Annotated in this window: 21 protein-coding genes and 1 pseudogene; 14 read left to right on the forward strand and 8 right to left on the reverse strand. The window is 72.3% G+C overall.

Going from position 1 to position 26,093, the window contains the following annotated elements:
• Positions 1-22: 22 nt before the first annotated feature.
• From ilvN to serA, 3 genes are all read left to right on the forward strand, one after another.
• Positions 23-547 (forward strand): acetolactate synthase small subunit, encoded by a 525-nt coding sequence (gene ilvN, locus AQJ58_RS34185; protein ID WP_055635625.1) that lies wholly within the window; start codon positions 23-25, stop codon positions 545-547.
• A 118-nt stretch (positions 548-665) separates the two neighbouring features.
• Positions 666-1,664: a ketol-acid reductoisomerase gene (ilvC, locus tag AQJ58_RS34190; RefSeq protein WP_067257268.1), complete on the forward strand. Its 999-nt coding sequence runs from the start codon at positions 666-668 to the stop codon at positions 1,662-1,664.
• A 231-nt stretch (positions 1,665-1,895) separates the two neighbouring features.
• Positions 1,896-3,485 carry a phosphoglycerate dehydrogenase gene (gene serA, locus AQJ58_RS34195; RefSeq protein ID WP_067257271.1) on the forward strand — a complete coding sequence of 530 codons (1,590 nt, stop codon included), beginning with the start codon at positions 1,896-1,898 and terminating at the stop codon, positions 3,483-3,485.
• Between the two features lie 154 nt (positions 3,486-3,639).
• Here serA and AQJ58_RS34200 read toward each other — a convergent pair whose 3' ends face one another.
• Positions 3,640-5,148 (reverse strand): MFS transporter, encoded by a 1,509-nt coding sequence (locus tag AQJ58_RS34200; RefSeq protein ID WP_067257272.1) that lies wholly within the window; start codon positions 5,146-5,148, stop codon positions 3,640-3,642.
• 122 nt (positions 5,149-5,270) lie between these two features.
• On the opposite strand from AQJ58_RS34200, the gene AQJ58_RS34205 reads away from it, so the two are divergent.
• Positions 5,271-5,843: a TetR/AcrR family transcriptional regulator gene (locus AQJ58_RS34205; protein WP_067257275.1), complete on the forward strand. Its 573-nt coding sequence runs from the start codon at positions 5,271-5,273 to the stop codon at positions 5,841-5,843.
• A 9-nt stretch (positions 5,844-5,852) separates the two neighbouring features.
• Here the strand turns inward: AQJ58_RS34205 and AQJ58_RS34210 are convergent, their stop codons facing one another.
• Positions 5,853-7,235 carry a PucR family transcriptional regulator gene (locus AQJ58_RS34210; protein ID WP_067257278.1) on the reverse strand — a complete coding sequence of 461 codons (1,383 nt, stop codon included), beginning with the start codon at positions 7,233-7,235 and terminating at the stop codon, positions 5,853-5,855.
• A gap of 181 nt (positions 7,236-7,416) precedes the next feature.
• Here AQJ58_RS34210 and AQJ58_RS34215 point away from each other — a divergent pair, with 181 nt between their 5' ends.
• The 3 genes from AQJ58_RS34215 to AQJ58_RS34225 are packed head-to-tail and all read left to right on the forward strand — an operon-like array spanning position 7,417 to position 10,901.
• Positions 7,417-8,343: a proline dehydrogenase family protein gene (locus tag AQJ58_RS34215; protein ID WP_067257281.1), complete on the forward strand. Its 927-nt coding sequence runs from the start codon at positions 7,417-7,419 to the stop codon at positions 8,341-8,343.
• Positions 8,344-8,394: 51 nt separating this feature from the next.
• Positions 8,395-10,026 carry an L-glutamate gamma-semialdehyde dehydrogenase gene (gene pruA, locus AQJ58_RS34220; protein ID WP_067257283.1) on the forward strand — a complete coding sequence of 544 codons (1,632 nt, stop codon included), beginning with the start codon at positions 8,395-8,397 and terminating at the stop codon, positions 10,024-10,026.
• A gap of 17 nt (positions 10,027-10,043) precedes the next feature.
• Positions 10,044-10,901 (forward strand): alpha/beta fold hydrolase, encoded by an 858-nt coding sequence (locus tag AQJ58_RS34225; protein WP_067257285.1) that lies wholly within the window; start codon positions 10,044-10,046, stop codon positions 10,899-10,901.
• Here the strand turns inward: AQJ58_RS34225 and AQJ58_RS34230 are convergent.
• From AQJ58_RS34230 to AQJ58_RS34240, 3 genes are all read right to left on the reverse strand, one after another.
• Complete coding sequence (locus AQJ58_RS34230; RefSeq protein ID WP_067257286.1) at positions 10,898-11,104, reverse strand: DUF5988 family protein; 207 nt, start codon at positions 11,102-11,104, stop codon at positions 10,898-10,900. The two genes, AQJ58_RS34225 and AQJ58_RS34230, sit on opposite strands and share 4 nt — an antisense overlap.
• Before the next feature lie 104 nt (positions 11,105-11,208).
• Entirely contained in the window at positions 11,209-11,709 is a 501-nt protein-coding gene (locus AQJ58_RS34235; RefSeq protein ID WP_067257288.1) for a universal stress protein, read from the reverse strand.
• Between the two features lie 5 nt (positions 11,710-11,714).
• Positions 11,715-12,971 carry an SLC13 family permease gene (locus AQJ58_RS34240; RefSeq protein WP_067257290.1) on the reverse strand — a complete coding sequence of 419 codons (1,257 nt, stop codon included), beginning with the start codon at positions 12,969-12,971 and terminating at the stop codon, positions 11,715-11,717.
• Positions 12,972-13,328: 357 nt separating this feature from the next.
• Here AQJ58_RS34240 and AQJ58_RS45525 point away from each other — a divergent pair, with 357 nt between their 5' ends.
• Positions 13,329-13,460 (forward strand): hypothetical protein, encoded by a 132-nt coding sequence (locus AQJ58_RS45525; protein ID WP_267892119.1) that lies wholly within the window; start codon positions 13,329-13,331, stop codon positions 13,458-13,460.
• Between the two features lie 62 nt (positions 13,461-13,522).
• Here the strand turns inward: AQJ58_RS45525 and AQJ58_RS34245 are convergent, their stop codons facing one another.
• Complete coding sequence (locus tag AQJ58_RS34245; protein ID WP_067257292.1) at positions 13,523-15,091, reverse strand: purple acid phosphatase family protein; 1,569 nt, start codon at positions 15,089-15,091, stop codon at positions 13,523-13,525.
• A 156-nt stretch (positions 15,092-15,247) separates the two neighbouring features.
• On the opposite strand from AQJ58_RS34245, the gene AQJ58_RS34250 reads away from it, so the two are divergent.
• The 4 genes and pseudogenes from AQJ58_RS34250 (at position 15,248) to cimA (ending at position 19,773) form a co-directional block, all read left to right on the forward strand.
• Entirely contained in the window at positions 15,248-16,291 is a 1,044-nt protein-coding gene (locus tag AQJ58_RS34250; RefSeq protein ID WP_067257295.1) for a 3-isopropylmalate dehydrogenase, read from the forward strand.
• A 248-nt stretch (positions 16,292-16,539) separates the two neighbouring features.
• The gene (locus tag AQJ58_RS34255; protein ID WP_067257298.1) at positions 16,540-17,628 is read left to right on the forward strand and encodes a branched-chain amino acid aminotransferase; all 1,089 of its coding nucleotides are present in this window, start codon (positions 16,540-16,542) and stop codon (positions 17,626-17,628) included.
• A 116-nt stretch (positions 17,629-17,744) separates the two neighbouring features.
• Positions 17,745-17,876: pseudogene (locus tag AQJ58_RS45030) on the forward strand (TetR family transcriptional regulator C-terminal domain-containing protein); the annotation flags it as partial.
• Positions 17,877-18,159: 283 nt separating this feature from the next.
• The gene (cimA, locus tag AQJ58_RS34260; RefSeq protein ID WP_067257301.1) at positions 18,160-19,773 is read left to right on the forward strand and encodes a citramalate synthase; all 1,614 of its coding nucleotides are present in this window, start codon (positions 18,160-18,162) and stop codon (positions 19,771-19,773) included.
• 6 nt (positions 19,774-19,779) lie between these two features.
• Here cimA and AQJ58_RS34265 read toward each other — a convergent pair whose 3' ends face one another.
• Positions 19,780-20,385 (reverse strand): GOLPH3/VPS74 family protein, encoded by a 606-nt coding sequence (locus AQJ58_RS34265; RefSeq protein WP_067257304.1) that lies wholly within the window; start codon positions 20,383-20,385, stop codon positions 19,780-19,782.
• A 154-nt stretch (positions 20,386-20,539) separates the two neighbouring features.
• Here AQJ58_RS34265 and AQJ58_RS34270 point away from each other — a divergent pair, with 154 nt between their 5' ends.
• A complete protein-coding gene (locus AQJ58_RS34270; protein ID WP_067257307.1) occupies positions 20,540-23,542 on the forward strand; it encodes a glycoside hydrolase family 3 protein in 3,003 nt (1,000 codons plus the stop codon).
• A 32-nt stretch (positions 23,543-23,574) separates the two neighbouring features.
• Positions 23,575-24,936: a hypothetical protein gene (locus tag AQJ58_RS34275; RefSeq protein ID WP_067257311.1), complete on the forward strand. Its 1,362-nt coding sequence runs from the start codon at positions 23,575-23,577 to the stop codon at positions 24,934-24,936.
• 165 nt (positions 24,937-25,101) lie between these two features.
• On the opposite strand, the gene AQJ58_RS34280 is transcribed toward AQJ58_RS34275, so the two are convergent.
• Positions 25,102-25,884, reverse strand: coding sequence for a serine protease (locus AQJ58_RS34280; RefSeq protein WP_067257314.1), 783 nt, complete (start codon positions 25,882-25,884; stop codon positions 25,102-25,104).
• Positions 25,885-26,093: the final 209 nt, after the last annotated feature.

Below are 26,093 nucleotides of genomic sequence, written 5' to 3' on the forward strand. Positions count from 1 at the left end.
CGCAGAGAGAGACGCAACGAACATGTCCAAGCACACGCTCTCCGTCCTGGTGGAGAACAAGCCGGGCATCCTGGCCCGGATCGCCGCCCTGTTCTCCCGCCGAGGCTTCAACATCGACTCGCTCGCCGTCGGTGTCACCGAGCACGCCGACATCTCCCGCATCACCATCGTGGTGAGCGTCGAGGCCCTGCCGCTGGAACAGGTCACCAAGCAGCTCAACAAGCTCGTCGAGGTGCTGAAGATCGTCGAGCTGGAGCCGGCCCAGGCCGTCCACCGCGAACTCGTTCTGGTGAAGGTGCGCGCCGACAACGAGACGCGCTCCCAGATCGTCGAGATCGTCCAGCTGTTCCGCGCCAAGACCGTGGACGTCTCCCCGGAGGCCGTGACCATCGAGGCCACCGGCAGCAGCGACAAGCTGTCCGCCATGCTCAAGATGCTGGAGCCGTACGGCATCAAGGAACTGGTCCAGTCGGGCACGATCGCGATCGGCCGCGGCGCCCGGTCGATCACGGACCGCTCGCTGCGCGCGCTCGACCGATCCGCGTAAGGCTGGACACGGGCGGTCGGGTGACTCCGGCCGCCCGTATACCGAGACCCCGAGACTTCCCTTCCGCCCGCCGTCATACGGTGGGACGCAACACCTGCACTCAAGGAGAGAACCCAAAGTGGCCGAGCTGTTCTACGACGCCGACGCCGACCTGTCCATCATCCAGGGCCGCAAGGTCGCGGTCATCGGGTACGGCAGCCAGGGCCACGCCCACGCGCTGTCGCTCCGTGACTCGGGTGTCGACGTCCGCGTCGGTCTGCACGAGGGCTCCACGTCCAAGGCCAAGGCCGAGGAGCAGGGCCTGCGCGTGGTGACCCCCGCCGAGGCCGCCGCCGAGGCCGACGTCATCATGATCCTCATCCCGGACCCGATCCAGGCCCAGGTCTACGAGGAGTCCATCGCCCCGAACCTGAACGACGGCGACGCCCTGTTCTTCGCGCACGGCTTCAACGTCCGCTTCGGCTTCATCAAGGCCCCGGCCGGCGTCGACGTCGCCCTGGTCGCCCCGAAGGGCCCGGGCCACCTGGTCCGCCGCCAGTACGAGGAGGGTCGCGGCGTCCCCGCGATCGCCGCCGTCGAGCAGGACGCCACGGGTGGCGCCTTCGCGCTGGCCCTGTCGTACGCCAAGGCCATCGGCGGCACCCGCGCCGGTGTCATCAAGACCACCTTCACCGAGGAGACCGAGACCGACCTCTTCGGTGAGCAGGCCGTCCTCTGCGGTGGCACCGCGGCGCTGGTCAAGGCGGGCTTCGAGACCCTGGTCGAGGCCGGCTACCAGCCGGAGATCGCCTACTTCGAGTGCCTGCACGAGCTGAAGCTGATCGTCGACCTCATGTACGAGGGCGGCCTGGAGAAGATGCGCTGGTCCGTCTCCGAGACCGCCGAGTGGGGCGACTACGTCACCGGCCCGCGCATCATCACCGACGCCACCAAGGCCGAGATGAAGCAGGTCCTCGCCGAGATCCAGGACGGCACCTTCGCCCAGAACTGGATGGACGAGTACCACGGCGGTCTGAAGAAGTACAACGAGTACAAGACGGCCGACTCCGAGCACCTGCTGGAGACGACCGGCAAGCAGCTCCGCAAGCTGATGAGCTGGGTGAACGAGGAGGCGTAAGCCTCGCGCGAGAGGGCCGGGGCCGTCGCCCCGGCCCTCTCGTCCATCCCGTCCGGCCCCGGACGGGTGATCCTTGCGCGGAGGCGTGAGGCGACCTCCGTCGCAGCACTACACTGCTGCCTATATACGCGTTCAGGCCCACAGCGTCGTGCGTCTCACACGCGACTAGCCTTCCTCCGCCTGCGGCCGTCGGGACGGCCGTCCGCATGCTTTGGACTTGTGAGGACTCACGTGAGCTCGAAACCCGTCGTACTCATCGCTGAAGAGCTGTCGCCCGCCACCGTGGACGCGCTTGGCCCGGACTTCGAGATCCGGCACTGCAACGGAGCGGACCGAGCCGAGCTGCTCCCCGCCATCGCCGACGTCGACGCGATCCTGATCCGCTCGGCCACCAAGGTCGACGCCGAGGCGATCGCCGCCGCGCACAAGCTGAAGGTCGTCGCACGAGCCGGCGTCGGCCTCGACAACGTCGACGTCTCCGCCGCCACCAAGGCCGGCGTGATGGTCGTCAACGCCCCCACCTCCAACATCGTGACCGCCGCCGAACTGGCCTGCGGTCTCCTCCTCGCCACCGCCCGCCACATCCCGCAGGCCAACGCCGCGCTGAAGAACGGCGAGTGGAAGCGCAGCAAGTACACCGGCGTGGAGCTGGCCGAGAAGACCCTCGGTGTCGTCGGCCTCGGCCGCATCGGCGCGCTCGTCGCGCAGCGGATGTCCGCCTTCGGCATGAAGGTCGTCGCGTACGACCCCTACATCCAGCCCGCCCGTGCCGCCCAGATGGGCGTCAAGGTGCTGTCGCTGGACGACCTGCTGGAAGTCTCCGACTTCATCACCGTCCACCTGCCGAAGACCCCCGAGACGGTCGGTCTGATCGGCGACGAGGCGCTGCGCAAGGTCAAGCCGACCGTGCGGATCGTCAACGCCGCGCGCGGCGGGATCGTCGACGAGCAGGCCCTGTACTCCGCCCTCAAGGAGGGCCGGGTCGCCGGTGCCGGTCTCGACGTCTACGCCAAGGAGCCCTGCACGGACTCCCCGCTGTTCGAGTTCGACCAGGTCGTCTCCACCCCGCACCTCGGCGCCTCCACCGACGAGGCCCAGGAGAAGGCCGGTATCGCCGTCGCCCGCTCGGTGCGCCTCGCCCTCGCCGGTGAGCTGGTACCGGACGCGGTGAACGTCCAGGGCGGGGTCATCGCCGAGGACGTCAAGCCGGGTCTGCCGCTCGCCGAGCGCCTCGGCCGGATCTTCACCGCGCTCGCCGGTGAGGTCGCGGCCCGCCTCGACGTCGAGGTCTACGGCGAGATCACCCAGCACGATGTGAAGGTGCTGGAGCTGTCCGCCCTCAAGGGCGTCTTCGAGGACGTCGTCGACGAGACGGTCTCCTACGTCAACGCCCCGCTGTTCGCCCAGGAGCGCGGTGTCGAGGTGCGCCTCACCACCAGCTCCGAGTCGGCCGACCACCGCAACGTGGTCACCGTGCGCGGCACGCTCGCGGACGGCGAGGAGGTGTCGGTCTCCGGCACGCTGGCCGGCCCCAAGCACCTCCAGAAGATCGTCGCGGTCGGCGACTACGACGTCGACCTGGCCCTCGCCGACCACATGGTCGTCCTCAAGTACGAGGACCGTCCCGGTGTCGTCGGCACCGTCGGCCGGATCTTCGGCGAGGCGGGCATCAACATCGCCGGTATGCAGGTCGCCCGTGCGGCGGCGGGCGGCGAGGCGCTGGCCGTCCTGACCGTGGACGACACGGTCCCGGCCGCCGTCCTGACCGAGGTGGCCACGGAGATCGGCGCTACGTCGGCCCGTGCGGTGAACCTGGCCTGAGGTTCTGGGGGCTGCCGCCCCCGGGCCCCCGCTTCGCCCCTGAACGGGCCCCGGGCCCCGGGCCCCGGGCCCCGGGCCCCGGGCCCCGGGCCTCTTCCTCAAACGCCGGACGGGCTGAATTGATCAGCCCGTCCGGCGTTTGCCTGTCCGTCCGTCACTTCACGCGGATCCGCCGCAAGGTCGCCGCGGCCGCCACCGACGCCCCCGCCAGCAGCACCGCCCCGGCGATCGCCGCGCCCTGCATCCCGCTGGTGAACGCCTCCCGGGCCGCCGCCGCCAGTCCGGGGACCCGGTCGGCGACCGCCAGCGCACCGCCCAGGGTCTCCCGGGCCGCAGCGGGCGCCGAGGACGGCATCTCGTGGCGGTAGACCGCCGTGCCGATGGAGCCGAGGACGGCCATGCCGAGGGCGCCGCCGAACTCGGCGCCCGTCTCCAGCAGGGAGGAGGCGGACCCGGCCCGCTCGGCCGGGGCCGCGCCCATCGCCAGGTCCGTCATCTGGGAGATGACCATGACGATCCCGGAGGCGAGGACCCCGCAGGCGGTCAGCACGAGCCACATCGAGTCCGTGCCGGCGAGGGCGAGCAGGCCGTAGCCGGCCGCGGCGGTCGCGAAGCCCGCCGCCACGACGTAGGCCCGGTCGACGCCCCTCTGGACCAGGGCGGTCGCCAGCGGGGCGGCCATCCCGATCGGCACCGACGGCACCAGCGCCCACAGGGCCGCCTCCAGCGCGCTCTTGCCGAGCACCGACTGCAGGTACTGCGTGGTGAAGAAGGCCGAGCCCATCATCCCGAACGAGGAGACCAGGTTCAGGACGACCGCGGGGCCGAAGCCGGGTCCGCGGAACAGGGCGGGGGAGATCATCGGGTCGGCGGCGGTGCGCTGACGGTGGACGAAGAGGGCGGCGAAGAGCAGACCGACGGTGATCGAGACGACGTACGACGCGTGCCAGCCCTCGGAGGGGATCTCCTTCAGGCCGTAGACGACGGGGAGCACGGCGGCCATCGACAGCGGGACGCTCGGCCAGTCGAAGCGGCCGGGGTGCGGGTCCTTCGACTCGGGCAGCAGGGCCGGGCCGAGGACCAGCAGCAGGGCCATCGCGGGCAGGTTGACCAGGAAGACCGAGCCCCACCAGAAGTACTCGACGAGGATCCCGCTCATCACCGAGCCGAGCGCCACACCGGCCGTCATGACACCCGACCACAGGCCGATCGCCTTCGCGCGCTGCGCCGGATCGGTGAACATGGTGCGGATCAGGGCCATCGTCGACGGCATCAGAGTCGCCCCGCCGACCCCGAGGAGCGCGCGGGCCGCGATCAGGGTCTCGGCGCTGTCCGCGTAGGCCGCGAGCAGGGAGGCCGCGCCGAAGGCGGTGGCGCCCGCGAGCAGGAGCCGGCGGCGGCCGATGCGGTCGCCGAGCGAGCCCATCGTCATCAGCAGGCCGGCCAGGACGAACGCGTAGATGTCGAAGATCCACAGCTGCTGGGTGCCGCTCGGCTCCAGGTCGGCGTTGATCGCCGGGATCGCGAAGTAGAGGACCGAGACGTCCATCGAGACCAGCAGCAGCGGAAGCATCAGCACGCCGAGCGCGGTCCATTCACGGCGGCCGGCCCGCCGGCCGGCCGGGTTCACGGTGGTGCACGTCGAGTTCGTCGAGTTCGTCATGACGAGGAATGTACGCGCGTCTTAAACGCTTGTCTAGAACGTTCGTGTAGAACGGATGTGTAATTCGAGCGTATAAGTCGGCCGTATAGGACGTATGTATGGATCGGCGGTAGGCTGACGCCATGGGACACCGTGAGGATCTGCTCGAAGGCGCCAAGCGCTGCCTGCTGGCCAAGGGGTTCGCGCGCACCACCGCCCGGGACATCGTGAAGGAGTCGGGGACGAACCTCGCCTCCATCGGCTACCACTACGGCTCCAAGGACGCGCTGCTCGCGCAGGCCTACGTCGCCCTGGTGGAGGGGATGTCCTTCGACGGCGGCGGGACGATCGCCGGGGCGCCCGGCTCGCTGGAGCGGTTCAGGGAGGTGTGGTCGCACATCGTCGACAGCATGCGCGAGTCCGGCGCGATGTGGCGGCTCGGCGTGGAGATCATCGCGATGGGCGACCAACTGCCGGAGGTCCGCGCCCAGTTGTCCCGTGCGCAGCGCGAGGGCGGCCGGGGTCTGGTCTCGCTGATGACGGGCGTGCCGGAGGAGGAGGTGTCCGACGAGAGTGCCGACACCCTCGGCCGCTTCTACATGACCCTGATGTCGGGCCTGATCTCGCAGTGGACCTTCGACCCGAAGACCGCCCCCGACGGCGAGGTGCTCACCGAGGGGCTCCGTCAGATCGTCGAGGGCGCCACCCGCGGTTGACCGGCCCGCCTACGGCAGTCGGGCCGCCTTCAGTGTCATGTGCAGCAGCAGCCGGTCCTCGCCGTCGGCCAGGTCCAGGCCGGTCAGCCGCTCCACGCGGGAGAGCCGGTAGTACAGGGTCTGGCGGTGGATGCCGAGCCGGGCCGCCGTGCGGCCCGCCTGGCCCGCGCAGTCGAGGAAGACCTCGGCCGTGTGGGCGAGTTCCCGGTGGGCGGGGGTGAGCAGGGGGCGTACGGCGGGGTCGTCGGCCGTGTCCCCGGGCAGCGCGGTCAGCAACCGGTACGGCCCGATCGCCGCCCATCGGGCCACCGGCCCGAGGCGCCCGTCACCCAACGCGGCCCGAGCGGCCCCCACCGCCTCCCGCCAGGCCCCGCCGAGCTCCCCGAGCCCCACCCGCCCCACGGCGACCCCGGCCACCACCGTGGCCCCGAGGCTGCCACCACTCCCGCCCCCTGATCCCCCGAGACGTCCTGCCGCCACCGCCCCGACCTCTCGTGCCCCGCCGGCCTCACCGGCACCGGCGCCACTCACCGCCCGCCCCCCGGTGTCACCGCCGCCTCCTCCGCCTGCGCTGCCCGTGCCGCCGAGGTGGCCGGCCGGCTCGCCTCCGACGGCGCCGGGCCGGACCCCCGGGGCCGGCGTCCGTTCCAGCAGGCGGGTCGCCACCGTCGTGGCCGGGGTGAGGACGTCCGGGGCGCGCAGGCGTACCAGGACCGCCAGGGCGTGGGCCGTCGGGCCCCAGGGTGCCGTGCAGAGGGCGGTGGCGCCCGGGAGGGTGCGCAGGGACGGGGCGTCGTCGGGGGTCGTGGCCGGCCAGGGGGCCACGCAGATCAAGGTGTGCGGGACGTCCGCGCGGGGGCCGAGAGCGGTGCGCAGTTCCGCCAGCGCCGCGTCGTACGGCCAGCCCGGTTCCGCCGTCAGGACCGCCCGCAGCTCACGGGTGAGGTCGGCGCCGTGCTGGGCCTCGTCCGCGAGGAGCGCCCCGATCCGCACGGTCACCTCCATCGCCGCCGCCAGCTGCCCCCGCGAGGGACCGGGATCGTCGGCGAGGAGCCAGACGTACCCGAGGACGACCCCCCGGTGCCGTACGGGAAGGCAGATCCGCCCCCGCAGCACGCCCGCCTCCGGGGTCGGCGGGATCCGCACCGGGCCGGTGGCGCGGGTGATGCCGAAGCCCTCGAACCAGGTGCGCACGGCCGCCGTCGACCGCCGGGTCAGGATCGAGCGGGCCCGCACCGGGTCCAGCGCTGAGGCGTCCAGCTCGTCCTCGCTGTCGTACGCGCCGAACGCGATCAGCTCGAAGTCCCGGTTCTCCAGCGTCGCGGGGACGCCCAGCAGCTCCGAGATCTCATCGACCAGGTCCTGGTAGTCACCTTGGTATTCGGCGGTCACCCGGGCATTCTCCCGCAATCCCGCAGGCCTTCATACATCTGTCTGAGATCGGCCGCACGGATGCGTGACAGCTGTCGATGGCCCACGATCGGAGAGATCCCTAACTTTCACGGTGGTTCTCCGTGCCGTTCCCGGATCGTCGGGTATCGGCCTCGTATGGGTTGGTATGTGGAGGTGCCCCGTGCTGGGTCCCGTGATTCTCGCCGCGTCGCGCAGCGACCGGATGCGACGCCTGATCTCGGCGGCCCCCGTGACCAGGCAGGTCGTCGACCGCTTCATCCCGGGGGAGACCGTCGACGACATCGTGCCGATCGTCGAGGGCCTCACCGCCCAGGGCCTGGAGCTGACGATGGACGTCGTCGGCGAGGACATCACCACCCCCGAGCAGGCCGCCGCCGCCCGTGACGCCTACCTCGCCCTGATCGACCGCCTCCGCCCGCTCGACCTCGGCGAGCGCGTCGAGATGTCCGTCAAGCTGTCGATGTTCGGCCAGTCCCTGCCCGACGGCCACGAACGGGCGCTCGCCAACGTCCGCCCGGTCGTCGAGGCCGCCGCCGCCATCGGCACCACCGTCACCCTCGACGCCGAGGACCACACCACCCTCGACTCGATGTTCGCGATCCACGAGGAGCTGCGGAAGGACTTCCCGCAGACCGGCTGCGTGATCCAGGCCTACCTGTTCCGCACCGAGGCCGATGCCCGCCGCCTCGCCGCGAACGGCAGCCGGGTGCGGCTGGTCAAGGGCGCCTACAAGGAGCCCGCCGAGGTCGCGTACCAGCAGAAGCCCGAGATCGACAAGGCGTACGTGCGGATCCTGCGGACGCTGATGGACGGGACGGGGTATCCGATGGTCGGGTCCCACGACCCCCGGCTGATCTCCATCGCGCAGGAACTGGCCCGCAGGGCCGGCCGCAAGCCCGACGAGTACGAGTTCCAGATGCTGTACGGCATCCGCGGCGACGAGCACCTGCGGCTCGCCGCCGAGGGCCACCGCATGCGCGTCTACACCGCCTACGGCACCGACTGGTACGGCTACTTCATGCGCCGGCTCGCGGAGAAGCCGGCGAACCTGCGCTTCTTCGCCCGCTCCCTGCTCACCAAGGGCTGAACCCCGACACAAGCCCGAACACCCGCTCACGTACAAGGAGTTACGGATTCCATGGACGCTGTGACCCAGGTCCCCGCCCCCGTCAACGAGCCGGTGCGCGGCTACGCCCCCGGCTCACCCGAGCGGGCCCGGCTGGAGGCCAAGCTCAAGGAACTGGCCGACAACCCGCTCGACCTCACCTGCACCATCGGCGGCGAGCGGCGCATGGGCGGCGGCGACGCGTTCGACGTGGTCCAGCCGCACAACCACCGGGCCGTGATCGGCACGTACCGCAACGCCACACAGGCCGACGCGAAGGACGCCGTCGACGCGGCCCTGGCCGCCGCCCCCGCCTGGCGCGCGATGTCCTTCGACGACCGCGCCGCGATCATCCTGCGCGCCGCCGAACTGCTCGCCGGCCCCTGGCGCGAGACCATCGCCGCCTCCACCATGCTCGGGCAGTCCAAGACCGTGCAGCAGGCCGAGATCGACACCCCCTGCGAGCTGGTCGACTTCTGGCGCTTCAACGTCCACTACGCCCGCCAGATCCTGGCCGAGCAGCCCCCGGCCAACGCGCCGGGCGTGTGGAACCGCCTCGACCACCGCCCGCTGGAGGGCTTCGTCTACGCGATCACGCCGTTCAACTTCAGCGCGATCGCGGGCAATCTGCCCACCGCGCCCGCCCTCATGGGCAACGTCGTGGTGTGGAAGCCGTCGCCGACCCAGACCCACGCGGCCGTCCTGCTGATGCGGCTGCTGGAGGAGGCCGGTCTGCCCAAGGGCGTCATCAACCTCGTCACCGGCGACGGCATCGCCGTCTCCGAGGTCGCCCTCACCCACCGCGACCTGGCCGGCATCCACTTCACCGGCTCGACGAAGACCTTCCAGTACCTGTGGAAGACGGTCGGCGCGAACATCGAGAACTACCGCTCCTACCCGCGCCTGGTCGGCGAGACCGGCGGCAAGGACTTCGTCGTCGCCCACCCGAGCGCCGACCGCGCGGTCCTCAAGACCGCTCTCACCCGTGGCGCCTTCGAGTACCAGGGCCAGAAGTGCTCCGCGACCTCCCGCGCCTACCTCCCGGCGTCGATCTGGAACTCCGGCTTCAAGGAGGAGTTCGCCGCCGAGGTCGACCAGCTCACCATGGGCGACGTCACCGACCTGTCGCACTTCCTCGGCGCCGTCATCGACGCGCGCGCCTTCGCCAAGAACAAGGCCGCCATCGACCGCGCCCACGCCGACCCGACCTGCACCGTCGTCGCGGGCGGCACCTACGACGACTCGGTCGGGTACTTCGTCCGTCCGACGGTCGTCGAGTGCACCGACCCCGAGAACGAGGTGTTCACCACCGAATACTTCGGCCCGTTCCTCGCCGTGCACGTCTACGAGGACGCGAAGTACGACGAGATGCTCACCCAGATGGAGTCGGTCTCCGACTACGCCCTGACCGGCTCGGTCATCTCCGGCGACCGGGCGGCGACCGCGTACACCATGGAGAAGCTGCGCTACGCGGCCGGCAACTTCTACATCAACGACAAGTCGACCGGAGCCGTCGTCGGCCAGCAGCCCTTCGGCGGCGGCCGCGCCTCCGGCACCGACGACAAGGCCGGCGCCCCGCAGAACCTGACCCGCTGGACGCTGACCCGCGCCATCAAGGAGACCCTGGTCCCCCCGACCGACTACACCTACCCGCACATGGGCTGACCCGCCACAATGCGGGGATGACCCTGTACACCGACGACGGATTACGCCTGTGGGCGAGCGCGTCCGGCCGGGGCGCGCCGCTCGTGCTGTGCCACGGCGGACCCGGCCTGTGGGACATGTTCGGGGACGTGGCCGCGCTGCTCGAGGACACCGCCACGGTGATCCGCTGGGACCAGCGCGGCTGCGGTCGCTCCGAGCGGTGCGACGGGCCGTGGACCACCGAGCGTTTCGTCGCCGACCTCGACGCCGTACGCCGTCACTTCGGCCTCGACCGCATCGCCGTGCTCGGCCACTCCTGGGGCGCCCAGCTCGCCCTGGCCTACACCCTCGCCCACCCGGAACGGGTGAGCACACTGGTGTACGCCGCCGGCACGGGCATCGGCCCCGACGCCGACTGGCACCCGGCCTACCGCGAGAACCTCCTGGCCCGCCTCGGCGAGACGCCGCGAGGGCTGGCGCGCTGGCGGGAACTGGCGGACCGTACGGCCCTCACGCCGGCCGAGGCCCGGGAGTACGCCGTCCTGCAGTGGTCCGTCGAGTTCGAGGACCGCGAGCGCGCCCCGGACCTCGCCGAGCGCATGGCGGACCCGTGGTTCGGAGTCAACGGCGACTGCAACAAGGCCCTCGGCGAAGAGCGGCGCCGAACCTGGGGGACCCCGGCGTTGCGCGCCGCCTGCGCGGACCTCGACGTGCCGGTGCTGATCGTCGACGGCGCCGGCGACATCCGGCCCCGCTCGGCGGTCGACTCACTGGAGCGGGCGCTGCCCGACGTGCGCAGGGTCGTCCTGCCGAGAGCCGGACACCATCCCTGGGAGGAGGACCCGGAGGGATTCCGGACGGCCGTGACGTCGGCCCTGGCGCACGCCACCACCTAGCCGGGCATCTCGGTCCGCTCCCACCAGGTGTAGACGGGCAGTCTGCCCTCCGAGGTGTCCTTCTGGCGGCCGGAGGGCCGGAAGTGTTCGTAGCCGCCCCGGAGCTCGATCTTCAGGTCCGCGCCGGGTGTCGTGACCGGGACGATCCGGGCGGGCAGATCGTCCGGGCCGCCTTCGAGGACCGCCTTCGCCGTGTCGCTCATGCCCTCACCGTTCCCGCTGACCCGACCCGCTCTCGCGCCCCCGTCCAGGATCAGCCGTCCGGGCGATCACCGCGGGCGGACCGGTCCGGCCCGGGGACGCCGCGCTAGCGGTGGTGCGGCGGGTGCGGCGGTGGGGGCGGGATGGTGTCGGTGCCGGGCGCGGCCTCCGGCCAGACGAGCAGGACCGGGCAGGGGGCGTGGTCGACGATGAAGCGGCTGGCGGGGCCGAGGCTGCGGGGCCCGAGGTGGGTGCGGTCGCCGTCGCGGGCGAGGATGAGCAGGTCGGCGCCTTCGGCGGCGGCCACGACCTCCCGCTCGACGCGGCCCCGGCGCTCGGTGCGGGTGCAGGGCCGGCCGAGCCGTTCGGCGGCGTCGGCCAGGAGGTGTTCCCCGGCCTCCGTGGCGAGGTGTTCCACGACGGTGCCGGGGTCGCGGTCGGGGCGGGCGCGGCCGAACAGTCCGGCGTAGGCGCCGCGGGCGGCACCGGGCGCCTCGGACCCGCTGACGTGCAGCAGCACGATGTCGGCGTCCGAGGGGGCGTGGGTGCGGGCGGCGTCGACGCAGGCGGCCCAGGTGCCTTCGACGATCCAGGCGATGACGGTCACGGGTTTCAGCCTCCGATCACTTGGAGCGAGGCCCACAGTGCCACAACCGCGGGCAGCAGGGCGGCGGGCACGGCGAGAGCCCCGAGGCGGGTGAACTCGCCCAGTTCCACGTCACTGTCGTGTTCGCGGACGATGCGCCGCCACAGCAGGGTGGCCAGCGAACCGGCGTAGGTGAGGTTGGGGCCGATGTTCACCCCGAGCAGCACCGCCAGGACGGCGCCGGGGCCGGTGGGGGCGGTCAGCGGCAGCAGGACGAGGACGGCGGGCAGGTTGTTGATGACGTTGGCCAGCAGCGCGGCCAGCGCCGCGATGCCCAGCAGCGCGAGCAGGCCGGTGCCGTCGGGCACGAGATGCCCGAGCGCGTCGGCGAGGCCGTTGTCGACGACCGCGCGGACCACGATGCCCAGCGCGAGGACGAAGGCGCAGAACGGCACCGCGGCGGCGCGGACGATCGCGGCGGGGGTGGTGCGGCGCCGCAGCAGCGCGCGCCCGGCGAGCACGGCCGCGCCGGCCGCCGCCGCCCACGCCGGGTCGATCCCCACCACGGAGGTGATCACGAACCCGGCCAGCGTGCAGCCCACCGTGGCCAGCGCGAACACCGGCACCTCACCTGGGGCCGGCGCGGGCGGTGCCTGGGCTCCGGCGTCGAGGTCGGTGGCGAAGAACCGGCGGACGACCAGGTACTCGGCGCCGATCGCGACCAGCCAGGGGAGCGCCATCAGGGCGGCGAAGCGGGTGAAGCTCAGACCGCTGGCGGCGAACGCGAGCAGATTGGTCAGGTTGGAGACCGGCAGCAGCAGCGAGGCGGTGTTCGACAGATGGGTGCAGGCGTACACATGAGGCTTGGGACGGGCGCCGATCCGGGCGGCGGTGGCGAACACCACCGGGGTCAGCAGCACCACCGTGGCGTCCAGACTGAGCACCGCGGTGATCACGGACGCGGCAGCGAACACCAGCACCAGCAGCCGGCGGGGGCGCCCGCCCGCGCGCTGGGCCATCCACGCACCGCAGGTGTGGAACAGGCCCTCGTCGTCGCAGAGCTGGGCCAGGACCAGCACGGCCGCGAGGAAGCCGATCACCGGCCCCAGCCGGGCGGCCTCGTCCGCCGCGTGGTCGAGGGAGATGGCCCCGGTGGCGATGACCACCCCGGCGGCCGGGACGGCGACGACGGCCTCCGGCCAGCCCCACGGCCGGATCACCGCACACGCCAGGATCACGACGAGCAGGGCGGCGGAGAGTGTTTCTGCGAGCGCGGCGTTCAGCGGCCAAGCCTTTCCGGGACGGGCGGCAGCCGACGGCGAACCCGCCGGGCATCCCTATCTTGCCGTCTTGGCGTCCCTTTTCGGCCGCAGGGTCCGGCTGAGCGGCGTGCCCGGGGTGCGGGTCTCCTCTGCTCCGTCCGGGGCCGCCGTCTCAGATAGTAGGAAGTCCGAGTAATTGTGCAGACAGCCGCGCGCTCCTCGCTTAGCTTTGTAGGAGCCGAACGTCTCGCTCGATCAAGCGAAGGGCGGTCGCGAGCCGGGCCCCGCGCAGGCAACCCCTGCGGCCCGCAGCTCCCCGCCCCGGCGTCTCGTACCCCCTTCCGCACTCCCTGGGTCCTTCGAAGGAGTCGATTCCCCATGGCCGAGACGACCGTCCGCCGAGTCCGTCACACCTCGCGTACGAGCGAGTCCGACCGCAAGCAGGCCGCCGCCGCCCTCCAGCGCGCCCTCGACCGCCGCGACAACGGCGGCGAGACCGGCCACCTGTAGGCAGCCCCCGCAGTCCGGGAGCCGCACCCGCACGGGGCGCGGCGCGGGTCCTGAACGGGACTTCAGGCCCCGCGCCGCACCTCGAACCGGTCGATGCGCCGCCCGTCCTCCGCCAGCGCCGACACCGTCAGCCGCGCCGAGGGCCCGCCGGTCGCCTCCACCGACAGGAACGAGAAGCCCCGGTAGCGCACCCGCGACCACTCCACGGTCTCCGCCGCGTTCTCGCGCGAGCGCGTCCAGTGGAAGGTGTCCACCGCGTCACGGTCGCGCACCCGCCCCTCGTAGCTCTCCGGCGCGTCCGCGGGGAAGCCGTACAGATCACGGCCGCCGCCGCCCGCCGTGACGTACACCGTCCCGTCCCGCGCCGGGTCCGTGGAACCGCCGACCGGGACGGTCCGGCCCACCCGTCCGCCCTTGAGGGCGTCCGTCCGCTCGTAGACATGGTTGTGCCCGTTGACCACCAGGTCCACCTGGTACCGGTCGAACAGCGGCAGCCACTCCGCCCGCACCCCGCCGTCCGAGGCGTGCGCCGAGGTCGAGTAGGCGCAGTGGTGGAAGAAGACGACGACGAAGTCGACGTCCGGCGACGCCCGCAGCGCGGCCAGCGTCCGCTTCAACCAGGCCGTCTGCCGGCCCTGGGTGTAGCCCCGGTTCGCGGGGATCTCGTACGACACGTCGTTCGCGTCCAGCGCCACCACGCCCACGTTGCCGTAGGTGAACGTGTACACGCCCGGGGCGGTGCGCGGGTCGAAGCCGGTGTCCGGGAGGGAGAACCGGGCGAGCTGGCCGCCGTAGCCGTCGGGGGAGTACCAGGCCTCCATGTCGTGGTTGCCGGTCGTCACCATCCACGGCACCGACCGCGCCACCGGCTCGCTCTGCTTCAGGAACGCGTCCCAGGCCGTCGGGTCGTAGCCGTCCGTCCTCTCGCCCCGGCCGGTCCCGTCGGCATAGCAGATGTCGCCCGCGTGCAGATGGAAGGCGGGTGCCGCCTTCAGCAGCAGCCGGTCGACCGCCGCGGCCGAGCGGCCGACGCCCTGGTCGCCGAAGGCGGTGAACACGAACCGCCCGGGGCCCGCCGGTGCCGTGCGCAGCGGGGCGATCGTGGCGCGGTGCTCCGCGTCGGCCGGGTCGAAGCCGTCGTGGCCGACGCCGTAGTAGTACGTCGTCCCGGGCAGCAGGCCGTCCACCGCGGCGTGCACGTAGTACTGCTCGAGCGCCCGGCGTACCCCGTCCACGCCCGGCGTGTGCAGCGCGCGCACCTCGGCCCGCACCTTGCCGCCGAGGTCGTCGGGGCGGGTGCCGATCCGGACGTACGGCTCCCGCACGGCCGCCGGGACCTGCCAGGAGATCCGCATCCCGGTGCGCGGGTCCGCGCCGAAGGAGAGATGGCGGCCGAAGGGAACGGCCGAGGAGCGCCCCGGCGGGCGGGGCGGGGAGGAGGTGCGGGTCGCCCGCGCCCGCGGGCCCAGGGAGCGGCCCCCGCAGCCGGCCAGCAGCGCGTCCGCCGCCACCGTGCCCGCCGACACCAGGGTGCGGCGCCGGGTGAGCTTCGTGCGCAGGTACTCGTACTGCTCCGCCATACTCATCCCGCGGGCGAGCCGCGGCGGAATGCCGACGTCCGGTGTCTCCATGTCCGAGAAGTTTCCCGGTCGGTCCGACGGGCGTCCTGCGTACGGGTGAACACCGGTCGACCGGAGCGAGCCGTCCGCCCCTCGGTGTCCGGTCCCTGGTGTCCGTATGGCGGACTTGGGCGTGTCATCCCATGGGACAAGGAGTACGGTGCCGACATGTCTCGCAGCATCAATCTCGCAGTGATTCCCGGTGACGGCATCGGCCAGGAGGTCGTGGCCGAAGGTCTGAAGGTCCTCTCCGCCGTCCTTCCGCAGGATGTGAAGCTGGAGACCAAGGAGTACGACTTCGGCGCCAAGCGCTACCACGACACCGGTGAGACCCTCACCGACGCCGACCTCGACGCGCTCAAGCAGCACGACGCGATCCTGCTCGGCGCGATCGGCGACCCGTCGGTCCCCTCCGGCGTCCTGGAGCGCGGCTTCCTGCTCAAGCTCCGCTTCGCCTTCGACCACCACGTCAACCTGCGGCCCTCGAAGCTGCTGCCCGGCGTCGACACCCCCCTCAAGGGCCAGCCGGCCATCGACTTCGTCGTGGTCCGCGAGGGCACCGAGGGCCCGTACACCGGCAACGGCGGCACCATCCGCAAGGGCACCGAGCACGAGGTCGCCACCGAGGTCTCGGTGAACACCGCCTTCGGTGTCGAGCGTGTCGTGCGGGACGCCTTCGCCCGCGCCCAGGCCCGCCCGCGCAAGAAGCTCACCCTCGTCCACAAGAACAACGTGCTGACCTTCGCCGGTCATCTGTGGACGAACATCTTCACCAAGGTCGCCGCGGAGTTCCCCGAGGTCAGCACCGACTACATCCACGTCGACGCGGCCACCATCTACCTGGTCACCGACCCGGGCCGGTTCGACGTCATCGTCACCGACAACCTCTTCGGCGACATCATCACCGACCTCGCCGCGGCCGTCTCCGGCGGTATCGGCGTCGCGGCCTCCGGCAACATCAACCCGGCCGGCGAGTTCCCTTCGATGTTCGAGCCCGTCCACGGCTCGGCCCCCGACATCGCCGGCCAGGGCAAGGCCGACCCCACCGCCACGGTCCTGTCCGTCGCCCTCCTGCTGCGCCACCTCGGCTACGAGACCGAGGCCGCGCGCATCGACGAGGCCGTCTCCGCCGACCTCGCGGAGCGCACCGGCAAGCCCGCCCGCAGCACGTCCGAGATCGGTGACGCGCTGGCCGTACGAGTAGCCGGCTGACCCCGCCGCCCCTCGATATCTTTCGAAGCCGCCGGGTCGCATCCGCACCCGGCGGCTTCCGCATGTCCCCGCCGGGTGGAACCATCAGCCCCGGGTCGCATTCACGCCGTTTTCTTCCCGCCGCCCCGCTTGCGATAATCGAACGCGGAGCCGCGGAATGAGGCAATGCTCGGACGTCCTACCACTGGCCGCCGGCCGTGCGGACGTGAGCGCGGCCCGTCACTACAACCGGTGAAGGACACCCACTCATGACGACGCCCACGATCGAGCTCAAGCCCTCCGCCAGCCCCACCGCCGCCGCCGAGCGCGAGGCGGTCCTGGCGAACCCCGGGTTCGGCCGCCACTTCACCGACCACATGGTGACGATCAAGTGGACCGAGGGCCGCGGCTGGCACGACGGCCAGCTCGTCCCCTACGCGCCGATCCCGCTCGACCCGGCGACCAACGTCCTGCACTACGCCCAGGAGATCTTCGAGGGCCTGAAGGCCTACCGCCGCCCCGACGGCTCCGTCGCCACCTTCCGCCCGGACAAGAACGCCCAGCGCTTCCAGGCCTCCGCCCGCCGCCTCGCCATGCCCGAGCTACCGGTCGAGACCTTCATCGAGGCCTGTGACGTCCTGGTCGCCCAGGACAAGGACTGGGTGCCCGCGCACGGCGGCGAGGAGTCCCTCTACCTGCGCCCCTTCATGATCGCCACCGAGGTCGGGCTGGGCGTGAAGCCGGCCAACGAGTACCTGTTCCTGGTCATCGCCTCCCCGGCCGGCGCCTACTTCCCGGGCGGCGTGAAGCCCGTCTCCATCTGGGTCTCCGAGGACCACGTCCGCGCCGTCCCCGGCGGCATGGGCGACGCCAAGACCGGCGGCAACTACGCCGCCTCGCTGCTCGCCCAGGCCGAGGCCGCCGCACAGGGCTGCGCCCAGGTCTGCTACCTCGACGCGGTCGAGCGCACGTGGGTCGAGGAGCTCGGCGGCATGAACCTCTACTTCGTCTACGGCGACAAGATCATCACACCGTCGCTGACCGGCTCCATCCTGGAGGGCGTCACCCGTGACTCCCTGCTCACCGTGGCCCGTGACCTCGGCTACCGGGCCGAGGAGGGCCGGATCTCCGTCGACCAGTGGCAGCGCGACTCGGAGAACGGCACCCTGACCGAGGTCTTCGCCTGCGGCACCGCCGCCGTGATCACCCCGGTCGGCACGGTCAAGCGCACCGGCGCCGAGTGGCAGCAGTCGGGCGGCGAGCCCGGCGAGGTCACGCTGAAGCTCCGCCAGGCCCTGCTGGACATCCAGCGCGGCACGGCCGAGGACCGGCACGGCTGGATGCACCCGCTGGGCTGAGCCACCGCCTCCCTCCCAGGGCCGCTCCCGACCTCCGGGGGCGGCCCTGCCGCCTTTCCGGGGGACCACCTCGTATTGAGCGTCACTCAAACAGGTCGTACCAGGGTTTTACGATCTACGCGGCCCGGCTGCGGGCGCTGCTGGACGGTTTCTCCATCCATGTGGCGATCGGACTGCGCGGGACGGACCGGCGGCAGGTGCTGGCGCACGTGCGCGAGTTCCTGGACACCTCGCTGCTCGCATCCTGAGACGCCCCGCTCACCGAGGTCCGGCTTGTGCCAAACTGCCCCCGTGCTCTCGTTCGCCATGATTATTGGCAGCAGGCGCGCCGGTCCGCAGTGACCGCCACGTACGACCAGGTACGGGCGGCCACCGTCGTCCTCGACCCGCGCGCAGACCTCTCGCACCCGCGAGAGGTTTTTCGCTTTTCTGGCCCACCCACAGCCGGAAGCGAGCGCACGAGGGACCATGGGGACGGTGGAGCCGGTCATTCCGGTAAGACCGAAGATCCACAACAGGAGCCTTGAGACCATGACCGAGACGGCACCCAGCGAGCTCGACGACTCGTTCCACGTCTTCGACACCACCCTGCGCGACGGCGCCCAGCGGGAGGGCATCAACCTCACCGTCGCCGACAAGCTCGCGATCGCACGGCACCTGGACGACTTCGGCGTCGGCTTCATCGAGGGCGGCTGGCCCGGCGCCAACCCCCGCGACACCGAGTTCTTCGCCCGCGCCCAGCAGGAGATCGACTTCAAGCACGCCCAGCTCGTCGCCTTCGGCGCGACCCGCCGAGCGGGCGCCAAGGCCTCCGAGGACCCGCAGGTCAAGGCGCTGCTGGACGCGGGGGCACCGGTCATCACCCTCGTCGCCAAGTCGCACGACCGGCACGTCGAACTGGCCCTGCGCACCACCCTGGACGAGAACCTGGAGATGGTCCGCGACACCGTCTCCTTCCTGAAGGACCAGGGCCGCCGGGTCTTCGTCGACTGCGAGCACTTCTTCGACGGCTACCGCGCCAACCCCGAGTACGCCAAGGCCGTCGTCCGCGCCGCCGCCGAGGCCGGCGCCGATGTCGTCATCCTCTGCGACACCAACGGCGGGATGCTCCCCGCCCAGGTCCACGCGGTCGTCTCCACCGTCCTCGCCGACACCGGCGCCCGCCTCGGCATCCACGCCCAGGACGACACCGGCTGCGCGGTCGCCAACACCCTCGCCGCCGTGGACGCCGGCGCCACGCACGTCCAGTGCACCGCCAACGGCTACGGCGAGCGCGTCGGAAACGCCAACCTCTTCCCGGTCGTCGCCGCCCTGGAGCTGAAGTACGGCAAGAAGGTCCTCCCCGACGGCCGGCTGCGCGAGATGACCCGGATCTCGCACGCCATCGCCGAGGTCGTCAACCTCACCCCCTCCACCCACCAGCCCTACGTGGGCGTCTCCGCCTTCGCCCACAAGGCCGGCCTGCACGCCTCCGCCATCAAGGTCGACCCCGACCTCTACCAGCACATCGACCCCGAGCTCGTCGGCAACACCATGCGCATGCTGGTCTCCGACATGGCGGGCCGGGCCTCGGTCGAGCTCAAGGGCAAGGAACTCGGCATCGACCTCGGCGGCGACCGCGAGCTGGTCGGCCGGGTCGTGGAGCGGGTCAAGGAGCGCGAGCTCAAGGGCTACACGTACGAGGCCGCCGACGCCTCCTTCGAACTGCTGCTGCGCACCGAGGTCCAGGGCGGCAAGCCGCCGCGCTACTTCGAGGTGGAGTCCTGGCGGGCCATCGTCGAGGACCGCCCCGACGGCTCCCACGCCAACGAGGCCACCGTCAAGCTGTGGGCCAAGGGTGAGCGGATCGTCGCCACGGCCGAGGGCAACGGCCCGGTGAACGCCCTCGACCGGGCCCTGCGGGTCGGGCTGGAGAAGATCTACCCCCAGCTCGCCGCGCTCGAACTGGTCGACTACAAGGTCCGTATCCTCGAAGGCGTCCACGGCACCGAGTCCACCACCCGCGTGCTGATCTCCACGACCGACGGGACGGGCGAGTGGTCCACGGTCGGCGTCGCGGAGAACGTCATCGCGGCCTCCTGGCAGGCCCTCGAGGACGCCTACACGTACGGCCTGCTGAAGGCGGGGGTCCAGCCGGCCGAGTGACCGGCCTCAGAAGCCCCGCCACACGTTGTCGAAGGCCGCGTCCTCGACGCGCCGCCGCTGCCGTACGGCCTCCAGCTCCGTCAGCGCCCCGTTGACCGCCGCGACCACGGTCACCAGCGCCTCGTCGGCCGGGACGGGCGGCTCCTCCGCCGCCCCCTCGGGGATGCCCAGCGCCGCCGCGAGCGAGGCGAGGACGGGCTCGCGCGCGCTCCAGCGCTCCCTCGCACGGGCCCGGTCCGGCGCCTCGGCGGCGACCTCGCGGCCGCTCCGCGGCGCCAGCAGCCGGTACCGCGGCCGACCGGCCGACTCCTCCGTCTCCAGCTCGTTGGCGTAGGTCTGGGCGAGCCCGTCCCCCCGGCGCCACAGCCAGTCCTCGACGGACTCGTGCGGCGGCTGCCGGACGAGGGCCGCTCCGGCCTCGGCCAGCAGCCGGTCGTCCGTGGTCGGCGGCAGCCCGGGCACGATGCGGTCGTCGTCCAGCGTGACCGCCTCGGCGGCGAGCAGATCGGCCAGCTCGGCCCCCGCGAGGGCCAGGGAGAGGTCGCCCCGCTCGACGGGCCGGGCGGACGGGACGTCGAGGGAGACGATCAGCAGATCGCGCGCAGTGGTCATCGCAGTGGTCATGGCGGACTCCAAGTCGGTTGCCCCCATGATCCCTCCCTCACCGGCCCACGGCGAGAACACCTCTTGACGGGCCTGCGGGGCGTTAGTTAACTCACGGCGTGATCTAAGCCCTGAGTGAATCCCGAGAGCCGAGGGAAGGTCCATGCCGAGAACCGCCCTGCTCGTCGCCACCGCACTGTTCGCCGCCCTGCTGTCCCCGACCGCCGTCCGCGCCGCCGCCGACCCCGCCCCGGTCCCCGTCGACCGCTTCGAGGGCGAAGTCCCCTTCGCGTCCCAGCCCGCCGAGGGCATCTTCACCTGGGGCAGCGACGCCGACGACCCGCCCGCGCTCCGGCGTGCCGCCCGCGCCGACGCCCCCGAGGGCGAGCAGGTCCTCACCGGCACCTACGACATCAGCGGCTGGGGCGGCTTCACGCACGACTACGCCGCCGCCGGACCCGCCCACGACTGGTCGGCCCACCGCGGCATCCGGTTCTGGTGGGAGGGGCACGGCGACGGCCGCAGGATCGCCTTCGAGATCAAGGACGGCGGCGCCCACGGCGAGGCCTCCGAACTGTGGACGACGTCCTTCACCGAAGACTTCACCGGTTGGAAGCACCTCGAGATCCCCTTCGCCGACTTCCGTTACCGCACCGACTACCAGCCGGTCGGCGGCATCGACCACGTCCTCGGGCTGACGCAGATGTGGGGGTACGCGGTCACCCTGCCCGCCGGCACCCGCGGCGACTTCGCGATGGACGGCGTCGAGCTCTACGGCCGCGCCGACCAGTCCCTGCGCGCCTCCGTCACCACCGACGCGGCCGTGTACCCGGTCGCCGAGGGCGGCGCGGCCACGGTCCGCGTCACCCTCGCCACCACCGGTTCCGCCCCGGTCGACGAACCCGTGACGGTGATCTACCGAACGGCCGGCGGCACCGCCGAACCCGGCCGGGACTACACCCCGGTCGCCGGATCCCTCACCTTCCCCGCGGGCACCCCTTCCGGGACCTCCCGCACGGTCCGCGTCCCGACCCTGCGGGACCGGGCCGCCGAAGCCGCCGAGACCGTCCCGCTGACCCTGACGGTCACCGGCGCCAAGGCCCCCGCAGAGACCCCGCAGATCGTGATCGACGCGCACGGACTGCCGTACCTGGACAGCACGTTGCCGGTCCGCAAGCGCGTCGCCGACCTGCTCTCCCGGATGTCCCCGCAGGAGAAGGCCGGACAGATGACCCAGGCGGAGCGCGGCGCGCTGACCGCGCCCGGCGACATCGCCGCGTACCACCTCGGTTCGCTGCTGTCCGGCGGCGGCTCCACACCCACGCCCAACACCCCCGAGGCCTGGGCGAAGATGATCGACGCCTTCCAGCTCCGCACACGGGCCACGCGGCTGCAGATCCCGCTGATCTACGGCGTCGACGCCGTGCACGGCCACAACAACCTGGTCGGCGCCACGGTCATGCCGCACAACATCGGCATCGGAGCCACCCGTGATCCCCAACTCGCCCACCGCACCGGTGAGGTGACCGCGGCCGAGGTCCGCGCCACCGGTGTCCCCTGGGACTTCGCCCCCTGCCTGTGCGTCACCCGCGACGAACGCTGGGGCCGCTCCTACGAGTCCTTCGGCGAGGACCCGGCGCTGGTGGAGTCCATGGAGACGATCATCCAGGGCCTCCAAGGCGCCCCGGACGGGCGGGACTTGAAGGACGCCGACAAGGTGCTGGCCACCGCCAAGCACTTCGTCGGCGACGGCGGCACCACCTACGGATCCTCCACCACCGGCAGCTACACCATCGACCAGGGCGTCACCGAGGTCACCCGCGAGCAGCTGGAGGCCGTCCACCTCGCGCCGTACCAGGAGGCGGTCGACCGGGGCGTCGGCACGGTCATGCCCTCCTACTCCTCCCTCGACATCGCGGGGGACGGGCAGGGCCCGGTCAAGATGCACGCCCGCGCCGACATGATCAACGGTGTGCTGAAGGGCCGGATGGGCTTCGACGGGTTCGTGATCAGCGACTGGGCGGCCATCGACCAGCTCCCCGGCGACTACGCCTCGGACGTCCGGACCTCGGTCGCCGCCGGCCTGGACATGATCATGGTCCCCAACGCCTACCAGGACTTCACCCGCACGCTGACCGCCGAGGTGACCGCGGGCCGGATCGATGAGCGGCGGATCGACGACGCGGTCTCGCGCATCCTCACCCAGAAGTTCCGCCTCGGCCTCTTCGAGCACCCGTACGCCGACACCGGTGGGGCCGCCGACATCGGCTCCGCCGCCCACCGCGCCGTGGCCCGCCGGGCCGCCGCCGAGTCGCAGGTGCTGCTGAAGAACTCCGGCGGTCTGCTGCCCCTGAGGACGTCGCAGAAGGTGTACGTCGCCGGATCGAACGCCGACGACATCGGCAACCAGGCCGGCGGCTGGACGGTCACCTGGCAGGGCGCGTCCGGCAACACCACCCCCGGCACGACGATCCTCCAGGGGATGCGTGCGACGGGCGCCCGGGTTACCTACTCCGAGGACGCCTCCGCGCCCCTGACCGGCCACGACGTCGGTGTGGTCGTCGTCGGCGAGACCCCCTACGCCGAGGGGGTCGGCGATGTCGGCAACGGCAACGACCTGGAGCTGAGCCCCGCCGACCGAACGGCCGTGGACCGGGTGTGCGCGGCCATGAAGTGCGTCGTGCTGATCGTCTCCGGGCGCCCCCAGCTGATCGGCGACCGGCTCGGCTCGATCGACGCCCTGGTCGCCTCCTGGCTGCCGGGTACCGAGGGCGCCGGCGTGGCCGACGTCCTCTACGGCCGCCGTCCCTTCACCGGCCGGCTCCCGGTGACCTGGCCCCGCTCGCAGGACCAGCTCCCGATCAACGTGGGCGACCCGGTGTACGACCCGCAGTACCCGTACGGCTGGGGTCTGACGACCCTGAAGAAGACCCCCGGGGGCGGACTGGCCGCCCTGCACCGGCTGGCGGACGCGGCGGGGCGGGCCCGCACCGCGCAGGCGGGCCGCGACGCCGTCGACCGGGCCCGCGGGATCGTCCAGGCGCATATCGCCGCCCGGATCACGGCCGCCTCCGCGAAGCCCTTCGCCGAGGCCGACCATCTGCTGCTGACCGGGCGGTACGCGCAGGCGGTGCGCAAGCTCATCGAGGCCTATCGCGCCGGGTGACCTGTTTGGCAGGCTTCGGGTAGTTTCGAGATATGAAGGGTGTCGTACGGCCCCGGAGCCGGAGCCTCCCGGTTCTGCTGGCGGCGCTGGCCCTGGCGCTGCTGACCGTGCTCGCCCCGCGGGCGGCGGCGGAGACGAGCGTGTCGCGGATCGCCGACGCCCTGCGCGAGAACCCCGTCTACGTCGACCCGGCCGCGTCCGCCCAGCTCTCCGGGGCGGCCGCGGACGCCCTGCGGCGGCGGATCGAGGACGCCGGCAAACCCCTGTTCGTCGCCGTCCTCCCGGCCGGCTACCCGACCGCCCGGCTCTTCACCGACCTGCGCACGGCCACCGGCGTCACCGGCCTGTACGCGATCCGCCTCGGCGACCGCTTCGACGCCCGCGCCGACTCGGTCGTCCTGTCCCGCCGGGCCGTGGGGAACCTGGTGAGCAGTGTCCGGGGCGAGCCCGACGCGGCCACCCAGCTCGGCGACTTCACCGACCGGGCCCTGCCGTCGATGCGCGGCTCGGCGCCCGCGAGCTGGGGCTCCTCCGGAGGCGGGGGCGGGGTCTCCACGGCGGGGCTGGTCACCGCCGGGGTGGTGCTCGTCGCGGGCGGCGCGGGCGCCTACACCCTGGTCCGGCGCAACCGCCGCCGGCACGAGGAGGAGCGGCGGGCGGCGCTGGAGAAGCTGCGGGTGGTGGTCGACGAGGACATCACCGCCTTCGGCGAGGAACTGGACCGCCTGGACTTCCACCCGGCCGAGCGGGGCGCCGACGACGCGATGCGCGCCGACTACGAACGCGCGCTGGACGCCTACGACCAGGCGAAGTCGGCGATGGCCGAGGCGAGCAGACCCGAGGACGTGCGGGCCGTCACCCAGGCCCTGGAGGACGGCCGCTTCTCCCTCGCCCAGCTGGCCGCCCGGCGTGAGCGGCGGCCGCTGCCGGAGCGCCGGCCGCCCTGCTTCTTCGACCCCCGCCACGGTCCCTCCGTCACCGACGCGACCTGGGCCCCGCCGGGCGGGGCGGCGCGTGAGGTGCCGGTCTGCGCGGCGGACGCCACCCGGCTGGCCGACGGCCGCGATCCGGTGATCCGCGAGGTGGACAGCGACTACGGGCGCCGCCCCTACTGGGAGGCCGGTCCGGCCTACGGCCCGTGGGCGGGCGGCTACTTCGGCGGCGGACTGCTGCCCGGCCTGCTCGTCGGCACCATGCTCGGCGGCCTGATGGCCACCCCGTCCTACGCGGGCGACTACGGCTCGGGCTACGGCGACTTCGGCGGGGGCTACGACGGCGGCGACGTCTCCGGCGCCGACTTCGACCCGGGCGACTTCGGCGGCGGCTTCGGCGGCGGTGACTTCGGCGGGGGCGGTGACTTCGGGGGCGGCGGCGACTTCGGCGGCGGCTTCTGAGGCACCGGCGCTTGAGCGGCGCTTCACCGGCGCTTCTCCGGCGCGGCGGGGACGCGGAGGGGGTGCGCCGAAGGCGGCGCCCGAAGGGGCGCGGGGAACCGCGCGCCGGGCCACGACCGACCCGCGCCGGCCCCCCCCGCGCCCCCGGTGGACCGAGTGGACCCGCTAGAGCGAGGCCGCCGCCGAGGCGATGGCCGAGGCGAAGGTGGACACCTCGGAGTAGACACCGGGCGCGTTGGGCTGGGCACAGCCGATGCCCCAGCTCACGATGCCGACCTGGATCCACGCGTTGGCGGAGTCCCGGCGGAACATGGGGCCGCCGGAGTCGCCCTGACAGGTGTCGACGCCGCCGGACGGGTAGCCGGCACAGATCTCGTCGCTCGCGACGAGCCCGCTGTAGCCGCTGTACGTGCGGCAGGTCGCGTCGCTGACGAACGGCACGGTCGCCTTGAGCAGGTAGCGCTGCTGGGCGCCGCCCTGGGTCGCGGCGCCCCAGCCGGCGACGGTGAAGGTGCCGGTGTTGTACTGCGTGGTCGTGGCGATCTTCAGCGTCGGCAGGTCGATGGGCTGCGCCAGCTTGATCAGCGCCCAGTCCTTGCCGTTGCCGTTGTAGCCGGGCGCCCGGTAGACGTACGTCGACCGCACCTGGACCCGGCCCGTGCTGGATTGCAGGTCCACGACTCCGGCGGTGGCGGTGATGCTCGTGGTGGCGCCGGTGCCGCTGACGCAGTGGGCGGCGGTCAGCACGATCTGCTGGGTGTAGAGCGCGCCGCCGCAGCCCATCGAGAGGCGCACCATGAACGGGAACTCGCCCTGCGCGGCACGGGTTCCGCCGACGACGGGGGAGGGGGCGGCCTGTGCGGCCGACACGGGCTGCAGGCTCGCGACGGCGAGCGCGGTGGCGCCGACGGCCGCGAGTCTCTTGAGTGCGGTGAGGAGCTTCTTCATGGGGCTGCCTCCGTGGGGGGGGGTGAGGAGAGGGGTGGGGAGAGAAGATGACAGACTCGTGTGACGCGTACATGTCATGCATCAAGACAAAGAAACACCCATGCACTGGCATGGGCAGGTCAAGTCTGTCCCCTGGATTATGTGAATCCGCCGAGCGCCCGCACAAGGGGCCCGATTCGGCCACCCCGCCGCAGCCCGCCGCAGGGGGC

It is taken from the genome of Streptomyces sp. DSM 15324 (assembly GCF_001514285.1).
Taxonomy (GTDB): domain Bacteria; phylum Actinomycetota; class Actinomycetes; order Streptomycetales; family Streptomycetaceae; genus Streptomyces.